Origin of the sequence: Caballeronia sp. LZ032 (genome assembly GCF_031451315.1) — a bacterium.
In the GTDB taxonomy this organism is placed as follows: Bacteria; Pseudomonadota; Gammaproteobacteria; order Burkholderiales; family Burkholderiaceae; genus Caballeronia.
Window position 1 is genome coordinate 726,228 of record NZ_JARUXP010000003.1, and the last position, 17,806, is coordinate 744,033.

The 17,806-nt window shown below is 64.5% G+C and carries 16 protein-coding genes; 5 read left to right on the forward strand and 11 right to left on the reverse strand.

The window, feature by feature from the left end; genetic code table 11:
* Window positions 1-35: 35 nt before the first annotated feature.
* The 9 genes from tssL to tssH all read right to left on the reverse strand — a co-directional run bounded on the left by tssL (window position 36) and on the right by tssH (window position 9,757).
* Window positions 36-1,367, reverse strand: a complete 1,332-nt coding sequence (gene tssL, locus QCE69_RS24780) for a type VI secretion system protein TssL, long form (RefSeq protein WP_309933500.1) — start codon at window positions 1,365-1,367, stop codon at window positions 36-38.
* Between the two features lie 27 nt (window positions 1,368-1,394).
* The gene (gene tssK, locus QCE69_RS24785) at window positions 1,395-2,741 is read right to left on the reverse strand and encodes a type VI secretion system baseplate subunit TssK (RefSeq protein WP_309933501.1); all 1,347 of its coding nucleotides are present in this window, start codon (window positions 2,739-2,741) and stop codon (window positions 1,395-1,397) included.
* 11 nt (window positions 2,742-2,752) lie between these two features.
* Window positions 2,753-3,319: a type VI secretion system lipoprotein TssJ gene (gene tssJ / locus QCE69_RS24790; RefSeq protein WP_309933503.1), complete on the reverse strand. Its 567-nt coding sequence runs from the start codon at window positions 3,317-3,319 to the stop codon at window positions 2,753-2,755.
* Between the two features lie 136 nt (window positions 3,320-3,455).
* A complete protein-coding gene (locus QCE69_RS24795; RefSeq protein WP_309924012.1) occupies window positions 3,456-3,938 on the reverse strand; it encodes a type VI secretion system tube protein Hcp in 483 nt (160 codons plus the stop codon).
* Between the two features lie 29 nt (window positions 3,939-3,967).
* Complete coding sequence (locus tag QCE69_RS24800; RefSeq protein WP_309933504.1) at window positions 3,968-4,504, reverse strand: hypothetical protein; 537 nt, start codon at window positions 4,502-4,504, stop codon at window positions 3,968-3,970.
* Window positions 4,501-4,863 carry a tlde1 domain-containing protein gene (locus QCE69_RS24805; RefSeq protein WP_309933506.1) on the reverse strand — a complete coding sequence of 121 codons (363 nt, stop codon included), beginning with the start codon at window positions 4,861-4,863 and terminating at the stop codon, window positions 4,501-4,503. The genes QCE69_RS24800 and QCE69_RS24805 overlap by 4 nt, the downstream gene beginning before the upstream one ends.
* A gap of 20 nt (window positions 4,864-4,883) precedes the next feature.
* A complete protein-coding gene (tssC, locus tag QCE69_RS24810) occupies window positions 4,884-6,386 on the reverse strand; it encodes a type VI secretion system contractile sheath large subunit (protein WP_309924019.1) in 1,503 nt (500 codons plus the stop codon).
* Between the two features lie 73 nt (window positions 6,387-6,459).
* A complete protein-coding gene (gene tssB / locus QCE69_RS24815; RefSeq protein ID WP_309933507.1) occupies window positions 6,460-6,999 on the reverse strand; it encodes a type VI secretion system contractile sheath small subunit in 540 nt (179 codons plus the stop codon).
* Window positions 7,000-7,054: 55 nt separating this feature from the next.
* The gene (gene tssH / locus QCE69_RS24820; protein WP_309933509.1) at window positions 7,055-9,757 is read right to left on the reverse strand and encodes a type VI secretion system ATPase TssH; all 2,703 of its coding nucleotides are present in this window, start codon (window positions 9,755-9,757) and stop codon (window positions 7,055-7,057) included.
* Between the two features lie 798 nt (window positions 9,758-10,555).
* Between tssH and QCE69_RS24825 the strand changes: the two genes are divergently transcribed.
* Genes QCE69_RS24825 through QCE69_RS24845 form a run of 5 tightly spaced genes read left to right on the forward strand, consistent with a single transcriptional unit; the run spans window position 10,556 to window position 15,648 of the window.
* On the forward strand, window positions 10,556-11,044 hold the full coding sequence (locus QCE69_RS24825; RefSeq protein WP_309933512.1) for a TagK domain-containing protein: 489 nt from the start codon (window positions 10,556-10,558) through the stop codon (window positions 11,042-11,044).
* Window positions 11,041-11,559: a type VI secretion system baseplate subunit TssE gene (gene tssE / locus QCE69_RS24830; protein ID WP_309933513.1), complete on the forward strand. Its 519-nt coding sequence runs from the start codon at window positions 11,041-11,043 to the stop codon at window positions 11,557-11,559. The genes QCE69_RS24825 and tssE overlap by 4 nt, the downstream gene beginning before the upstream one ends.
* 53 nt (window positions 11,560-11,612) lie before the next feature.
* Window positions 11,613-13,508: a type VI secretion system baseplate subunit TssF gene (gene tssF / locus QCE69_RS24835; protein ID WP_309933515.1), complete on the forward strand. Its 1,896-nt coding sequence runs from the start codon at window positions 11,613-11,615 to the stop codon at window positions 13,506-13,508.
* Window positions 13,508-14,614, forward strand: a complete 1,107-nt coding sequence (gene tssG, locus QCE69_RS24840; protein ID WP_309933517.1) for a type VI secretion system baseplate subunit TssG — start codon at window positions 13,508-13,510, stop codon at window positions 14,612-14,614. The genes tssF and tssG overlap by 1 nt, the downstream gene beginning before the upstream one ends.
* A complete protein-coding gene (locus QCE69_RS24845) occupies window positions 14,611-15,648 on the forward strand; it encodes a type VI secretion system ImpA family N-terminal domain-containing protein (RefSeq protein WP_309924034.1) in 1,038 nt (345 codons plus the stop codon). The genes tssG and QCE69_RS24845 overlap by 4 nt, the downstream gene beginning before the upstream one ends.
* 29 nt (window positions 15,649-15,677) lie before the next feature.
* On the opposite strand, the gene QCE69_RS24850 is transcribed toward QCE69_RS24845, so the two are convergent.
* A complete protein-coding gene (locus QCE69_RS24850) occupies window positions 15,678-16,082 on the reverse strand; it encodes a hypothetical protein (protein WP_309924036.1) in 405 nt (134 codons plus the stop codon).
* Window positions 16,079-17,494: a GMC oxidoreductase gene (locus QCE69_RS24855; protein WP_309933518.1), complete on the reverse strand. Its 1,416-nt coding sequence runs from the start codon at window positions 17,492-17,494 to the stop codon at window positions 16,079-16,081. Before QCE69_RS24855 ends, QCE69_RS24850 begins: the two co-directional genes overlap by 4 nt.
* Window positions 17,495-17,806 lie beyond the last annotated feature (312 nt).

The following is a 17,806-nucleotide window of genomic DNA, read 5'->3' on the forward strand; positions in this document are numbered from 1 at the left end:
TTACGCGAGTGCAGGCGGTGCGGTCCGAGCCTCCGTCACGGCACGACGGCAATCTCGACGCGCCGGTTCAGCGCGCGGCCGGACGCCGTGCGGTTGTCGCCGAGGGGACTGGATGCGCCGCGGCCGACTGCCTCCAGCCTGCCCGCCGGCACGCCGGCCGCTTGCAGCTGCTGGACGACCTGTGTGGCGCGTTCGAGCGAGAGCGCGTCGTTGGAGGCGTAGCGACGGCTGCGGATGGGAAGGTTGTCGGTGTAGCCGGTGACCGTGACCCGGCCGGGAACCCGGGCCACTTCGCCGGCGATTTTCACGATCAGCGGAGTCATCGCGGCGTTCACGTCGATGCCGCCCGGCGCGAACATCGCGTCGCCGCGGAAGGTCACGGTGCTGTGGCGTGCGTCTTCATCGACGCTCACCATGTTGGCTGCGATCTCGTTTTCGAGCAGTTCGCGCAGACGCGGTACGCGCGGCGCGGGCGGCGGCGTCATGCGTCCGATCTCGATGATCCGCGTTTCGAGCAAGGCGCCTTCGCTGAGCAAGTGATACTTGAACCAGCCGAACAGGCCAAGCAACGCGAGACCGAGGACGGTGAAGCTGATCCATGCAGGGAAGTTCCACAGCGAGAGGCGTTTGCCGTGTGCGGTGGAGTCGGCGTGGGGTGAGAGGGCCAGGGGGATGGGATTGCGGCCTTCCTGAATCTTGTTGAACAGGAGGCGGCGGATTCCGTCATGCCTGCGCGCACCGTCCGCCAGCGTTCGATACGTGCCCATGAAACCCAGGCTGAGCACCCGATAGATGACTTCGATCAGGTCTAGGTGTTCGTGAGAATCCTCCAACAGGCGACCGATGAGATTGAAGATCTTTACGCCGCCTTTGACATCTTCATGGAACTTCGCCGCCAGAGTTTTGGTACTCCACTTGGCGCCGGGTGAATTGCGGTCCCATTCAGTTTGCATGGCCGCTTCATCAAGAGCCGTAGACAGGCAATAGCTCGCACCGAGCATGTGGTCGCGACGGATATTGCCCTGCTCGCACAAGCGCTGAAAATTGCGCACTTCGTCCTCGAGCAACTGCTGGAGCACCTTCATACCGACTCCAGTGAGGTTATCGGGCATGTCCGCAAGCGCGCGCAGAAGCGGACGCGCCGCTTCGAGCAATGGATTACCCGCCGCGAGAATCGCACGCAGACGTGCCGCGGGGACTTCGCCCGGCGGCATGCGGCTCATAGCAGTTTTGAACGCGACTTCAGCTGCCGTTTCCGCTTGCTTGTCTTGAGCCGGTTGGGCGTGCGTCGCGTTTTGCTGCGATGCCTGTTCGGCATCCGGTGTGATATCAGCCTGTGTAATTTTCCACTCTCCCGATGCCAGCAATCAGTTCTCGCCACCCGCGCCACCGCTTCATCCGCGCACACCCCACAGCTGGAGCTGCAACCCGGGAAACTCACCCGCAACGTGCAGCGCAATACCGCCATGTTTCTCGACGACACTCCAGAGCGGCCCGCCGCGCGCGATTTCGAAATAGACGAAGCCGGCGTTGAACGGAATCTGGCGCGGCGGTACCGGCAGGCTTTGCAGCGGAATGCCCGGCAGATGCGCGCGCACCAGATCCGGCAGACGCTCGGACGGTCCGACCTTGGCCTGAGACGCGAAGCGGTCCGCAAGCGCATCCATCGGCATTTCCGCGAACACGGCGAGCACCACCGAGGAGAACGAGCGCATCTCGCCCGGATCGACGACGGCGTTGCTCACGCCGTAGCCCGCATCATCGAGCGGAATGCGCTGGGCGCTACGCACCAGCACCGCGTTGAGCAGCCACTGCGTGTCTTCGACGATGGGCCGCAGACACAGATGCGGCTCTTCATGCCGGTACGGCGGATGCGTGTCGAGCGGACGGCGCGTGGCCGGCCGGACATAAGTAGAGAGTTCACCGGCCATGCTCAGCAGCAGCGCATACAGTTTCGCGGGAGAGGTAGTCGGCACGCGGCGCAGATGCTGCAACAGGGGTTCGTAACGATTGAGCGTCTGCAACAGCAAATAGTCCGAGACTTCGGCCACCGAACCCGCTTGGCCGTCGCTGCCGGTGAGCCGCTTCGCGAGCTTGTCGGCGCGCATGTGGAGCAGATCGTGGACGTCGCCGAGCCAGGTGGTCAGCAACGCGCTCGCGCCATATCCGCAGACGGGCGGAACGAGGGATTCGTCCAGTTCGATACTGCCGTCGGCGTGCAAGGACTTGACGCGCGCGAGCGGCAGGCCGATCCACCCGCCGGTCATCTCCTTGCGGGGCAACAGGCGCACGCGCAGATTCGACAGCTGGACAGTCTTGGGCCCCAGGCCCGTGGAGTTGGCGTCGCGCAAGTCGGTGGCGAACACGGAATGACGTGCGAGCGAATCCGCTGAATCGTCGAAGGTGGTTTCTTCGCCGTTGGGCACGCGCACCGGCACCGCGAGGCAGATCTCCTGTTCGAGGTGCTCCTGGCGGATCGTCAGCGGTGCGGGCGGCGGCGTGCTGCCGGGCATGTCGAAGGGCGTGCCGTCGGCGAACAGGCCGCTCGCCGACTTCACGATGACCTTGCCGAGCGCGAGCGCTTCGGAATCGATCGCATAGTGCGAGAAGCCGAAGAAGAACGGTGAAAGCGGCGCAGCGCGCTTGTGTGCGAAATGCTCCAGATACCGCTCCTGTTGCTGAAACAGTTGCGGACAGAGGAAAAGACCTTCGCTCCAGGTGACTTTGTTGTGCCAGCTCATGCGCTATGTGCTCATTCGTTGTGTGGCCGGTTGCCGGAGGGGTCGCCCGGTGGAGCGCCGGATTGCGCGTCGCTGATCCGGATGGCATCGGTATCGAGGTCAATGGCGAGCCGCAGCTTCGGCGCGCGCCGGTACCACGCCGCCGTGGGTGTCGCGGGCAGCAGCGTCGTCGCGCGCCACACGGCGTGGGGCAGGTCGCGATACGCCGCGATCACCCCCAGCGCCGTGCTGGCGCCGTGGGCATTGCGTGCGATGCGCCTGCTCTCGCCCGGCCGCAACATGAACTGGTCCCGCATCACGAGATCTGCGGCGAGCACGGTCTTGTCCTTGTCCTGTAGCGACTGGAAATCCGCCTCGTTGAAAGCGTCGAGACTCTTCAGTTCGTACACGCGCACGAGAATGGGCGCGGCCCTTTTCTGATCGTCGGGATTCACCGTCGATGACGCGCGAATGGCGACGTCGAGTTTCAGCGGCTCGTGTGCGGGCGGGGCGTCGGAGCTTGCGCAGGCGCCGAGTGCAAGTGCGCACACGAGCGCCGACACACGCGCTGATACGAGCGCTGATGCAAGCGAGCACACGAACGAGGCACCGGACGACCACACGGGCGCAGCGACGGAGCGAAGGGAGCGAGTCGGCAGAAATCGCATGGATGGCGTTAAGGGCGCTATCCGATGCGTGCGCATCGGATAGCGCGTGAAAAGGCGTCGAGTTCGTTCAGGCTTCCTTGTTGGCTTTGATGTCGAACGTTGCCGTGACGGCTCCGCCGCTGCCGCCCTGTGCGTTCTGCACGATGTACTCCTGCTTCACCTTGGCGAACGACAGGCGCACTTCCTCGCGCACCCCGATCTCCCCGTGGGACCCTGAAGGTTGGACCTTGGTCACCATCACGTCGCTCATGGTGATCTTCAGGTATTCGAGCGGGCTCGTGCCCGCCTTGCGCACCGTGAGGACAGCCTGGTCGATGTGCTTGCCGGTCAGGCAATACTTCATCAGGTTGGGACTCGCGCGGTCCATCAGATGCTCGAAGCTGAGATCGTCGACATTCGCCTTGCCCGCGCCGCCGCCACTGCCTGAGTGCATCATCGAATCCTGCGAGACGCGCCAGCCCCAGCTGGCCACTTCGATCTCGCTCTTGTGCGTGGCGTCCTGCGATTCGCCGTCGATACCGTTGATCTTGATGAAGATGTCTTGTGCCATGGCTATCTGTTCCTTGAAGTTGAGGATGTCTATTGCAATTGCGACGAGCTCGTTTCGAGCTGCCGCTGGATGTGCGCGAGCCGGTCCAGGCACGGGCCGCGCCGGACCGCGTCGCCTTCGGGCACGTCCGTTACCGCTGGAATCGTCCGGTCCAGATAGGCCTTCACCTCTCCGGGCGACGGCTCGATGAAGGGCGCGCCGCACACGGCGGAAGTGCCGAGCACGGGCCCGTCGTCGAGCACGCGCAGGACGGCCGCGGGATTCTTCGGCAGCGCTGTGGCGAGGGCGATGGTCAGGCCGATGGACGCGCTCGCGTCCGTACCCTGCGCGAGCCGGGGCGCGAGTTCGACCCACGCGGCGTTGCCGGTTGCGATGCTCTCGAGCACGGCATCGAACTGACCGTCGCGGTCGAGCGAGGCCACGGCGGGACGGGCGCCTTGCGTCTCGATCTCCCCGGCGATGCGCGCGGCGTCCGGCGTGACCTGGGCGCTGGCGCATGCCGAGGCAAGCAGCGCACAGGCGAGAGACGCAGGCAAGCTGGGTTTGAGCAACAGGAATCGCATCATTGGACGATCAATCCCCTGTCGGCGCTGCGGTTGATCTGTTCGCGGACGGGCCGCCCGAGAATCACGCAACCGGTGGACGCCGTGTGATCCTGGTTGTCGCCGTGGATCATGAAGGCGGATCGTCCGAAGGTGGCGGTGCCGACTTCCGGCGTGAGGTCCATCGAGAGGGCGCCCGTGCGTACTGAATGACGCGCATTGCCGATCCGATAACTGCCTCGCGGAATCGGGCCCACGTTCTGGATGTTTTCCATGGCGGGGTTGTTGCGGCCATTTCCTGCGCCGGAATAGCCGTTTCTGGCGACGATGTTGCCGTCCGGATCGCTGAGCGTGCCGGTGGTGCGGGTATAGGTCCAGGGCATGACGGTTCCTCCAGACTGATTCAGGCGGTTTGCTTCACGGAAGGCAGGCGGGCGACGAGTCTCAGCGATACCGTGAGCCCCTCGAGCTGGAAATGCGGACGCAGGAAGAACTTCGCCTGGTAGTAGCCCGGGTTGTCCTCGAGATCCTCGACGACGACTTCGGCTGCCGCGAGCGGACGGCTGGCCTTCGTGTCCTGCGAGGAGTTGGCGGGGTCCGCGTCGACGTAATTCATGATCCAGCCGTTCAGCCACTGCTGCATTTCCTCGCGTTCGCGGAACGAGCCGATCTTGTCGCGCACGATGCACTTGAGGTAATGCGCGAAACGCGAACACGCGAACAGATACGGCAGACGGGCAGAGAGATTCGCGTTCGCGGTGGCGTCCGGGTCGTGGTATTCCGCCGGCTTCTGCAGCGACTGGGCGCCAATGAACGTGGCGTGGTCGGTGTTCTTGCGGTGGATCAGCGGAATCAGGCCGTTCTTCGAGAGTTCTGCTTCGCGGCGGTCGGAAATGGCGATCTCGGTCGGACATTTCATGTCGACGCCGCCGTCGTCGGTCGGAAAGGTATGGCAGGGCAGGCTGTCCACCGTGCCGCCGGATTCGACGCCGCGAATCAGCGAGCACCAGCCATACAGCTTGAACGAGCGGTTGATGTTCACGCCCATCGCATAGGCGGCATTGGCCCATGCGAACCGCTGATGATCCGCGCCGTCGGTTTCCTCTTCGAAGTCGAATTGGTCGACCGGATTGCTCTTGGCGCCGTAGGGCAGACGCGCGAGGAAACGTGGCATGGCAAGACCCACATAGCGCGCATCCTCGGTGGTGCGCAACGAGTTCCACGGCGCATATTCGAGGTTCTGCGCGAAGATCCGGGACAGGTCGCGCGGGTTGGCGAGTTCCTGCCACGATTCCATCTGCAGGACGGCGGGCGACGCGCCGGAAATGAACGGCGTATGCGCCGCCGCGGCGACCTTGGCGATCGACCCGAGAAGGTCCACGTCGGGCGGCGTGTGGTCGAAGTAGTAATCAGCGACGAGACAGCCGTAGGGCTGGCCGCCAAGTTGCCCGTACTCCTCCTCGTAGATCTGCTTGAACAGCGGGCTCTGGTCCCATGCCAGCCCCTTGTAGCGCTTCATCGTGCGGCGCAGGTCGTTCTTGGATACGTCCATGAAGCGGATCTTGAGGCGCTCGTCCGTTTCGGTGTTCGACACCAGATGATGCAACCCGCGCCAGGCCGATTCGAGCTGCTGGAAATCAGCGTGATGCAGGATCAGGTTGATCTGCTCGGAAAGCTTGCGATCGATCTGCGCGATGATCGCTTCGATGCTCTTGTAGGCGTCGTCGCTGATGGTGAGCGTCTGCTGCAAGGCCTGTTCGGCCAGCGTCTGCACGGCCTGTTCCACCGCTTCGCGCGCGGCCGGCGTCTTGGGGCGGAACTCCTGATTCAGCAGGGCGGAGATGTCGCCGTGGGCGAACGGGGCTGTCGGGGCGGCTGCGCTCGCCTGGACCTGGTTGACTGTCATGACGGATCTCGGTCGTGTCTCGGTCGGGTTCGGGGTGCCGGAGCCGCGCGTGCGCAAGGCGTCCGGCGGCGGATCAGTTCAGCGTGGCTTCGACGGCGTCCGGCGCGCTGTCGGCGGCGGCCTTTGGCGCAACCGTGAGGGACTTGAGCAGCGCCGGGTCGCGCAGAAGCGTATTGACGAGCGCTTCCGCGCCGGACTTGCCGTCCATGTACGTTTGCAGGTTGGCAAGCTGGGTGCGTGCCTCCAGCAACCGGCTCAGTGCGTCCACCTTGCTTGCGACCGCGGCGGGCGAGAAGTCGTCGATGCTCTCGAACGTCATGTCCACCATCAACTGGCCTTCGCCCGTGAGTGTGTTGTGGACCGGGAACGCCACCCGCGGCTTGATGGCCTTCATGCGCTCGTCGAAGTTGTCGATGTCGATTTCCAGGAAGCGCCGGTCCGCGACGGCCAGCAACGGTTCGACTGGCTTGCCGGACAGGTCCGCGAGCACGCCCATGACAAAGGGCAGTTCGACTTTCTTCTCGGAACCGTAGACCTCGACGTCGTATTCGATCTGCACGCGCGGCGGGCGGTTGCGCGCGATGAACTTCTGGGAATTGTTGGCCTGCGACATACGTGCCTCCGTGATCTGAAAAGCGGGGAATTGGTGATGAAAGAGTGAGCGCCAACTAGAGAACGACGTCTGCGGCATGCGACGGTGGCGACGGCTCGGTGAGCGCGAAGACGATGGCCGCGGCAGGGTCGAGCAGCGGATCGCCGACGTCGGCATCGATCCGCGTGATCGGCCGCTGCGCTGCCATTGCGTCAAGCCACAGCCCGGACAGACGCGGCAGCACATGCTTTTCGATGAAGCCGATGAGCACCCGCGCACCTGTTTCCTGCACCAGGCAGCGGCTGACGATGTAATCCGCCAGGCGTTCGCTGCACACGAGCGAGATGCCGTGGCCTTCCGCCATGCGGCGTACGACGCGATTCAGATGCAGCCTCACGATGACGGCAAGCGATGCCTGCGCGAGCGGGCGGTAGGGCACGACGGTCACGCGGCCGAGAAATGCCGGCGGGAAGGTCTTCAGCAGTTCGGGCGTGAGCGCTGCCTGCAACGTGTCCTGATCGGGCGCAAGCGCGGGGTCCGCGCACAGGCTCGCGATGCGTTCCGCGCCGGCGTTGCTCGTGAGCAGGATGGTGGTGTTGCGGAAGTCGATATGGCGCCCGTCCGCGTCTTCCATGTAGCCCTTGTCGAACACCTGGAAGAACATCTCGTGCACGTCGCGATGCGCCTTCTCGATCTCGTCAAGCAGGAGCACCGCGTAGGGACGGCGCCGCACCGCCTCGGTCAGTACGCCGCCCTCGCCGGACCCGACATAACCCGGCGGCGCACCCTTGAGACCCGAGACGCTGTGCGCTTCCTGATACTCGCTCATGTTGATGGTGATGAGATTCTGCTCACCGCCATACAGCGCTTCGGCCAGCGCCAGCGCCGTTTCCGTCTTGCCGACGCCCGATGGCCCGGCGAGCAGGAATACGCCCACCGGCTTGTGGGGATCGGCGAGCCCGGCGCGCGCGGTCTGGATGCGTTCTCCGATCAGCGCAAGCGACGCAGGCTGACCGATCACGCGCGCCGCCAGCGTGCCGGACAACGCGCGGATGGCCATGATCTCGTCGGTGACCATGCGGCCCACGGGAATGCCGGTCCAGTCCGCAACGACGGCGGCCACGACGGCTTCGTTCACCTCCGGAAACACGAGTGGCGTTTCGCCTTGCAGTACGTGCAGGCCCTGTTCGAGCTGGCGAAGTTCGGCGGGCGTGGGACGAGACCTGGCCGCTGCAAGGTCGGGGACTGGTGTCAACGCCGCTTCGCGGGCACTGACGAGCGCTTCCGCCGCGGCGGACTGCGCCTGCCAGTGCGCCTCGAGCGCGCCTTGCTCGGTCAGCAGGGTATCGATGCGGGCGCGGGCCTCTTGCATGGCGCGTCCCGGCTCCAGGCCGATGCGCGCCTCTTGTTCGAGCAGGTCGAGTTCGACTCGCGCCGCCTGCAAGCGCTCAGTCAGTTGCAGGAGTTCACGCGGCGGCGCTTGCTGTGAGAGCGCAACGCGCGCACAGGCGGTATCCAGCAGGCTGATTGCCTTGTCGGGCAGCTGGCGAGACGGGATATACCGGTGCGAAAGCCGGACCGATGCCCGGATCGCCTCGTCGCGCACGATCACGCGATGATGGCGCGCGAACATCCCGGCCAGCCCGCGCACCATCTCGATCGCCGCGGCTTCGTGCGGTTCGGCGATTTGCAGGACCTGAAAGCGCCGCGTGAGCGCCGGGTCCTTTTCGATATGACGCTTGTACTCCGCCCACGTAGTCGCGCCGATGATCCGCACCGCACCGCGCGCAAGGGCGGGCTTGAGCAGATTGGCCGCGTCGCCGGTGCCGGCCTGGCCGCCCGCGCCGACGAGCGTATGAATCTCGTCGACGAACAGGATGACCGGCGCCGGCGATTTGCTTGCCGCTTCGAGCACGCCCTTGAGGCGGGCTTCGAATTCGCCCTTCATGCTGGCGCCCGCCAGCAGCGCGCCGACGTCGAGCGACAGCAAACGGACATCGGCGAGCACCCGTGGCACGTCGCCGCTTGCGATGGCCAGCGCGAATCCTTCCACCACGGCGGTCTTGCCGACGCCGGCCTCGCCGGTCAGCAACGGATGATTTTGCCGTCGGCGCAGCAGGACATCGGTCAGCGTGCGGATTTCCTGATCGCGGCCGCTGATGGCGTCGATCTCGCCGCTGCGCGCGAGCGCCGTGAGGTCGGTGCAATATTGTTCGAGCACGCCTTCAGGCGTTGCGCTCACGGCTCGGGACGCCTCACCCGGCAGCGCCGGATCGAAGGCGCTGCCGTCGTAGGGCAGGTCGGCGGCTTCGGGCGAACCGGCAGCCCATGAGGCAAAGGTTTCGTCGAGGTTCTCGGAGGGAAGACGCATGAACTCCCGCGATACTGCCAGCAGCTCCCGTCGCAATTCCGGTGTGCCCGCGAGCGCGGCCAGCAGCCATGCGCCGCGAATGCGCCGCTCGTTGCGCCCGAGCGACGCGATCACCCAGGCGCGTTCGACTGCCATCTCGACGGGATGCGAGAAATCGCTGATGGAACTCGCGCCCGCCGGAAGTGAGCGCAGTGTGCGCACCAGATCCTGTTCCAGCGTTTCGTACTCGATGCCAGCATGCCGCACGATGCGATGGAGGTCGCTGTCGGTCAGCTGAAGCAATTGATGAATCCAGTGCGCCAGTTCCACATAGGGATTGCCGCGCAACTTGCAGAACGTGGTCGCGGACTCAATGCCGCGAAACAGCGTCACGCCCAACTTTCCGAATAACGTCTGGCGAGAAATCATTTTCGTACGCGCGCCTGATTCACGCCCATGAATATGCATTCAGGGGGTGCGTTGAGTTTGTGTTTTATTCCGGGCCCGAATGAAAGCAGATGCTGATGCAATCCTCTTTTCTTTTTCGGAATCGATGTTATGAAGCCAATCATGGATTTCGATTCTCTAAACGTCAAGCGGGCTTCGTGACTCTGCTTATCCCAGATATTCAAATGTCAAAAGGCAGTAGATTCGCCGGAAAAGCCATTTTCAGATACATTTAATATTTAAAATCAATGTGGTATCTATGTACTGCCATGCTGCGCGCAGGCCCTGCCCAGAGGCGAAGGCGGCCAGGCTTGCTTGAGTAAAATCCTAATCCGCAGATTTTCCTATTACTAAATCGTACAAAAAATCACAATCGAACGTAGCCGAAGATTCTGATTACGCTGAATCAAGGTCTGAAGGTATGGACAGGCATAATCAATTCATGCGCTAATTCCCTCAATCAGGATCAGGCTGGATTAAAAGCCTGTTCAGGCTAGTTTTAACTCGCGGTATTTTCGCGGGCATCGAGGCGCGCCACTCTGGCGGCGAACGTGTGAGGGTTATCGAATGCTGTTTGAATCAATCTTCAAGCGTCGTTTTTCCATGTGCGAATGCGTGGAGCCGACGTTATCCGCCGCGCCTTCGTCTTCATTCCTTCGGGCGGACGCAGGCCCTTTCGTCCCGGTTCGCAAGGACGCCGACCTCAACGCGGCGCGCCAGGGCGCACGCGCGAGTCCCACACCTTCCGCGAGTCTTGATGCAGACGCACTGATCGCCGCCTTGCACACGGGCTATTACGAGGCACTCCACTCGGCCGGTAGTCAGGCGGGCAGCGCATGGGAGGCGGCGGAGTCAGTGGCTGATCGCGATGATCAGGAAGGCGCGTCGTCCGAAAGCAGCAGCGCAGACGAAGGGATCGGTTCGGAATCAATCAGTGTGTTTCTGGGTGAGGCACAGCGCGTCGAAGACGCTTTTGGCCCCTTGGGCGACAGCCTCGCGTCAGGCGGCGTGGACATGAGCATTCCGCCCACGCCAGAAATCCTGCGGCTCTTCGCGCCGGCCGAGCATCCGGCCGACCCCGCCGGCCATGCTCAAACGCCGCCGCGCCGCTTCACGGCGCCGCCCGCGCTTGCGCGCCGCGAGCATCATGCACTCGCCCTCGACAGCTGGTTGCCCGACCTTCACGCCGGGACGGAGCGGGATACCGCGCGCACCGTCAGCGAAGCCGGCGCGCGCACGCCGGACCTGAATGGCGGGCATCCAGCATGAGCGAAGCCAGGTTGCCGCGTCGGGCGGAAAGCCATCTGCTGCCTACGCTGATCGATCGCCTGCGCGACGACGCGCCGCAACGTCAGAAAGAGGTGCCTGGCGAATACACGGTGACGCGCGCGCAACTCCGCGACATCATCCAGCGCGACCTTGCCTATCTGCTGAACGCGACCAGCGGCGGGCCGTTGATCAACGCCGTGCGGCATCCGCATGTCGCGGCCTCCACGGTCAATTTCGGCGTGCCGCCGCTGGCGGGCGCGTACGTCGCGTCGGGTCGATGGGCGGAGATCGAGAAGGCGGTCAGTCTGGCCATCGTGCGCTTCGAACCGCGCCTGATACCCGAGTCGCTGCGCATCGTGCCGCGTGTGCAGGGTGAGCGTCTTGCACGGCATGGCGAAGTCGCCTTCGAGATTCATGGTCTGGTGCGGGCCGAGCCGTATCCGCTCGAATTCATGGTGCAGAGTTCGCTTTGCCTGGAATCGAGCCGCCTGCTGGCCTGCCCGAAGCAAGCCTGAGACTGCCCCGGACCGCATCGAACCGCACCGACCGAACCAGCACCGAACGCCGCATGGACCCGCGACTCCTCGATTACTACAGCCAGGAACTGATCTACCTGCGTGAGAGCGCAGGGGAATTCGCGCAGGCTCATCCGAAGATCGCGCGGCGCCTCGGGCTGCAATCCGGCGAAATGACCGATCCTTACGTGGAGCGCCTGATCGAGTCCTTCTGCTTCATGTCCGCGCGCATGCGCCTCAAGCTCGACGCGGAATTCCCCCGCTTTACCCAGCGCCTGCTCGAGGTCATCTACCCGAACTATGTGTCGCCAACACCGTCGATGGCTGTCGTGCAGATCCATCCGTCCGATACCGCCGGCGCTCTGAACGACGGACCTGTATTACCTCGCGGCACGACGTTGAAGACCCGCGAGGCTGATGGAGAAGCCACGTGCTGTACGTTCCGCACGAGCCAGGACGTGGCCCTGTATCCGCTGGAGATCGTGGATGCGCGGCTGACCGGCGTTCCGCCCGATATCCCGCGGCTCGACCGGTTCGTGCCCGGCCAGGCGCAGATTCGCGGCGCGCTGCGTCTGCGCCTCCGCACCACGGACCAATCGAACATCGCTACTCTGACCAAGCTGGACCGCCTGCCGGTCTACCTGGCGGGCGACGAAACCGTGGCGTCGCATCTGTTCGAACTCGTGCACGCGGCGGGCATCGTGTCGATCGTCGGCGAACCGGGACACTTCGGCGACGCGAGCCAGCCATTCGCCGCAGTTCAGACGAACGCCGTGGTGCACGAAGGACTCGGACTCGATCAGGGACTGCTGCCGCTCACGTGGTCGAAATTTCATGGCCATAACCTCCTGCACGAATACTTCGCGTGCCCCAGTCGCTTCCTGTTCTTCACGCTGACCGGCCTGACGGAAGGGCTCGCCCGGACGCGCGGGCAGGAAGCCGAAATCGTCGTGCTGCTCGACCGGGCATTCGACCAGTTGAACAATCTCGTCGACGCGGCGCGCTTCGCGCTCTTCTGCACGCCCGTCGTCAATCTGTTCCTCGACAGGCTTGACCGCGTCGACATCTCGGCGGCCAACACCGAAATCCATCTGGTGCCGAAGCGGCAAGCCCCGCTCGACTACGAGGTCCATTCCGTCGAGCGCGTTTATGGGCGTCCGCCGGAGTCTTCAACCCGGTTCGAATTCCGGCCGCTCTATCAGACGCTCAACCACGACGAAGGCAATCACGGACGCTATTTTTCCGTGCGCCGCGAACGGCGTCTGCTGTCGGACCGGACCCGGCGCTATGGCACGCGCACGTCCTATATCGGCAGCGAGACCTTCGTTTCGCTCGTGGATCAGCAGGAGGCGCCCTACCACGAAAACCTGCGGATTCTCGAAGCCGACGCCTGGCTCACCAACCGTGACCTGCCCCTGCTCATACCGCGCAACGGCGTCAACGACTTCACGCCGCTCGAGGACGGCAGTGCGCCGGTCAAGAGCATCGGCCTGATCCGGCGGCCCAGCGCGCCGCGTCCGCCTTGCGCGGAAGGCGAGATCGCCTGGCGGCTGATCCGCCAGTTGAACTTCAATTACCTGCCGCTCGAGGAAATCGATCACCGGCCGGGAGGGCAAGGCCTGCGCGACATGCTCAGGCTCTTTCTGGGCAGCCACGACGTCGAACAGCACCGGCAGGTGGAGAGTCTCATTGGCGTGAAGACGAACGCCGTCACGCGCAAGCTGCCCGGCAGCGGACCGCTCGTATTCGGACGCGGCATCGAATGTTGTCTGACGGTGGACGAAAGCGGGTTTTCCGGAGCCAGTCCTTATCTGTTCGGCCTGATCCTCGAGCACTACCTCGCGCGTCACGTGTCCATCAACTCGTTCACGCAAACGGAACTGGTGTCGATGCAGCGCGGCCGCATCATGCGCTGGCCGGTCCGCATGGGCACGCGCGGGGTGGCGTGATGGAGCGCAGACCGTCCACGATGCTGTTGCGCGAATCGGCCCTGTCGGCGGCGCTGCTCGAACGCCTTCAGAACGAGCCCTGGCGCTTCGGCTTTCTCGCGCTGGTGCGCCGGATCAGCGCGGACACGCGCATTCATCCGGTCGGCACCGCGGCGCGTCCGGGCGCCGAGCCGTTCCGGCTGGGACAGCAGCCCAGCCTGGCGTTCGCACCGCGCGAGATCGCGAGCGTCGGTGAAATCGACGGCCGCCTGCATCTCCGTCTGTTCGGACTCGGCATGCTCGGGCCGAACGGACCGTTACCCATTCATGTCACCGAGATCGCGCGTGAACGCGAAGAAGCCCGGCGCGACTCCACCCTGAGCCGGTTCCTCGACATCTTTCACCATCGCTATCTGACGCTGCTGTATCGCGCGTGGAGCACGGCGCAGGCAGCGGCCGGGCTGGATCGCGCGGACGACGAAAGCTTTTCGTTCTATGTGGCGTGCCTGACCGGACAGGCGCGCGGCGAGATTGCCGGGCGACGCTGGCCCGCGCACGCACAACTGGCCGCTTCCGCCAATCTGGTGCGGGAGGCGCGCAACCCCGACGGACTGCGCATGACAATCGAACATTACTTCGGCGTGCCGGTGAGTCTCGACGAATACGTGTTCCACTGGGTCAAGGTCGCGCGCGAGGAGCAGACCCGGCTGGGCCTGCCGGGCCCCGCGTCGGTGATGGGTGACGGCGCCATGCTCGGCGAACAGGCGCCAGACCGGCAGTTCCGCTTCCGCATCGTGATCGGGCCGGTGGGGATCGATGAATATCTGCGCTTCACCCCGCGCGGCGCGGCCTTGCCGGAACTCGTCGATATCGTGCGCAGCTTCGTGGGCCGGGAGTTCCAGTGGGAACTCGTGCTGCGCATCAGGGCGGACAGTGCGCCCCGCGCGCGAATTGGCGGGACCGAGCAACTGGGCTGGTCGGGCTGGCTCGGTTCCTCGGCGGACGGCAAGCCCGTCACCGGGATGCGCTTCGATCCCGAAGACTATGCTGGTCAGACCGAGCCGAACATCGCGGCTAAGCACGATGAGTCAGTGCGGAGCGGTTCGGCGATCGGGAGAAGATCATGAGCAAGAAGCGCGGCTCGACGCCGCAGCCGGACACGCAAGATGACTGGATGACGCCGCTCGACCCCGCCGCGCCGTGTGGCGTGGACCTCGAATACGACCCCGAATGCGTCGTGCTGTTCGCTCAGGCGGTGGCGCGTGCCGATGCCCAGTACGGCGACTTCGTCGGCACGGCGGATCCCGTGAACTGGAGCGAGGTCGAACGCGATTGCCGCCGGCTCATGCAGCGCAGCAAGGATATCCGTCTGGCCATCCTGTTCACGCGTTGCCGCACGCGGCTCGCGGGCGGGCAGGGACTGGCGGACGGACTGGGTGTGCTGTCGGCGTGGCTGTCATCGTATGCCGACACGATTCATCCGCAACAGGGCGTGGATGAAGACCGGGACGCCGCGCAGGAGATCCGCATGAACGCGTTGCAAACGCTGACCGATACGAACGGTCTGCTTGCCGATGTGCGGAATATCGCGTTGATGCGCTCGTCGGCGGCGCGTCTGCAGGTACGCGACGTCGAGCGCGCCTTTGCGCAGCCGAGACCGAATGACGCGTTGTCGGCGCAGTCCGTGAAGCAACAATTGCGCGACCTGCGCATCCGGCAGCCCGAAACGCTCGCGGGTTTCGACCTGGCGCTCCACAGTCTTGGCCTCATCGATGCCTGGAACCGCGAGCAACTGGGCGCATTCGCAGCCGATCTCGTGCCCTTGAAACGCGTGCTCGAACGCGTCGTGGGCGAGGGGCCAGTGGAGCGGGCGGTGGTGGAACTCGAAGAACCTGAGGAAGCGGAAAAACTTGAGCAGGCGTCAAGCCCGGCAAACTCGTCGCCACTACCCGACGACCCGCACGTTGAAAGCACCTTGCCCGGACGCGACGCCGCGCTGCACGCCATTCGCGACGCCCGTCACTGGTTCGAAGCGCATGAGCCCAGCAGCCCGATCCCCGTGTTGTTGCGCCGCGCGGAACGGTTCGTCGGCAAGCGCTATGGGGAAGCCGTCAAGGCTATCCCCGCTGCCGTGCTTGCGGAGTGGGAGGCTGAGCCGTGACCCGATCGGCATCAGCGCCCAACCGGTCCTCAGCAAGCCGCGCGGAAGCGGTCGGCGGTCAGCGCGCCGCTCGACAAGCCCATCAGCAGCATCTCGGTCTGCGTCACGGAAACGCCCGCCTTCTCGACGAACCGGTTCTGCCGCATGTCGCCGCTGACCGACGCCGCCACGGCGGAGCGGAGCGCGGCATCGCCGGCATCGCCCGACTGGGTTCCGAGCGAGGCGAGCAGGGTCTTGGCGGCGGGCGCGAGCGGCTCCCATTGCAGCTCGGCCGTCCATTCCGGCACGGATGCGATGTTCTGTTTGGCGAAGGTCACGAGCCGGTCGATCGACGCGCCTTGCGCGCTCGAACATGATCCGGCCTCGTTGCGGCACGCGGCAAGCGACAGACCGAGAGCCGGCAGTACGGCAATGAAGCGACGGCGAGAGATCATATTTGCTTTTGCTGGGAGGCGAGGTGGTCGCCCAGGCGGATCGCCAGGGCAACGATGGTGTAGGTCGGATTGGCGAAACCGCCGGTCGGGAACACGGAGCTGCCGGCCATGAAGACGTTGTCGACGCCGAACACGCGGCAGTCCGCATCGACCACGCCCTTGTCCGGCGTTTGCGCCATGCGCGTGGTGCCGTGCAGGTGGCCCACCGCGACGATCGACGCCTCCGTGGTCGGCGAAACCCACGCGTGCGCGCCGTTTGCCATCAGCCACGTCTTCGCGGCATCGACAATCTTCTTCTGCGCAGTCAGGTCGAGCGTCAGGTGACCGTCGTTCTTGCGCTTGAGCGTGTCGTCGTCGAGCACCGAAAAGTCTTTCGAATGCACCGTCTGCTCCATGCCGAGCGTGGCAATGTAGACGGCCGGCTCGACGCCGTAGATCGCCTTGTAGTTCCTGGCGATCGCCGCTTCACGGCTGTCGAGCTTGTCCGCCGGGACCGCCGAGAGCTGGAAGTTGAAATCAGTGAGCTTGTTCTTGACGAGGAAGTCCGCTGTGGGCATCAGCGAGATGAACGACGACGACTGGTATTGCTTCTTCGTCAGTTCCTGCGCCAGTTCCGGCGCGAACAGGATTTTCGCGAGCGAATAGCAATGCGGATGCTCGAAGAAGTACCTGCCGACATTCGCGGACGTGGCATCGGACACGCCCAGTTCGGCGGCTGAGCGCGCCAGCAGCCGCGCGTTGCCCACCGCGCCCGCAGCCAGCACGATGGCCTTGCCGCACTTGAGCGTGCGCGCTTCGCTGCCCACCGACAGTTCCAGCGCTTCCGCGTGGCCGTGGCGGCCCTTGATCGACAGCACCGTCACGCCTTGCACCAGCGTGATCTTCGGCGACTTCTCGATGTGTTCGCTGAAGTCCTTGCCGTAGCGCACCGGCGGCGAGAACCGGAAGGCCTTGACGTTCAGCTGATCGAAGCCGCTCACCGGAATGGCGTCGACGAGCGAGGCCTCGTAGTCGGGAATCTTGAGCCACGTGCCCGCGCGGCCATAGAACGGCGTGAGGTCCGCGCGCTTCAGCGGCCACTGGGGATAGTCCGCGATGTCCGTGCGCGACATCGACATCTCGCGCATGGTCGTGCACCAGCCACCCCAAACGTTTGATCCGCCGCCCAGTTGACGGCGAATGTGCAGCTGGGCATAGGAGTCGGCGACACCGTAGTCCGCGCCCTTGAAGCCGTCCGTCAGGACGTTCCATTGTTCCGTCTTGCTGGCCTCGCCCGATTCGAGCAGGACGCTCGGAACACCACGCTCTTCCAGCGCGTAGGCCACGGCGAGCGCGGCGGGGCCGGAGCCGACAATCACGACTTGAGACTGCAATGCACCAGAGCTGGCCAATTCCGTAAAGGCAGTGAGCACGTTTGATTCCGTTGATGTGACGGCTTGTTTCGAGCAGACTCGCTGCGTTCTACGAAACGAGCAAGTCGAAATCACCGCCGAGGAAAAAAGTGCGCACATTCTGCCATAACGATTCCGCTACCCGAATAACCGATCCTTGCCGAACCCGTTAATCGGTTCAGGTCAGGGTCGTGCGTACGGCACGGGCAAACACCTCTGCCCATGAACAAGGCAGCGGGTGGAGTGCGGCACACGACTCACGTATATTACGGGCAGCCGTGTTTGAGTTCGTGACCCGCTGGACGGCACCACGCTCCTATAGAATGAAGTAAG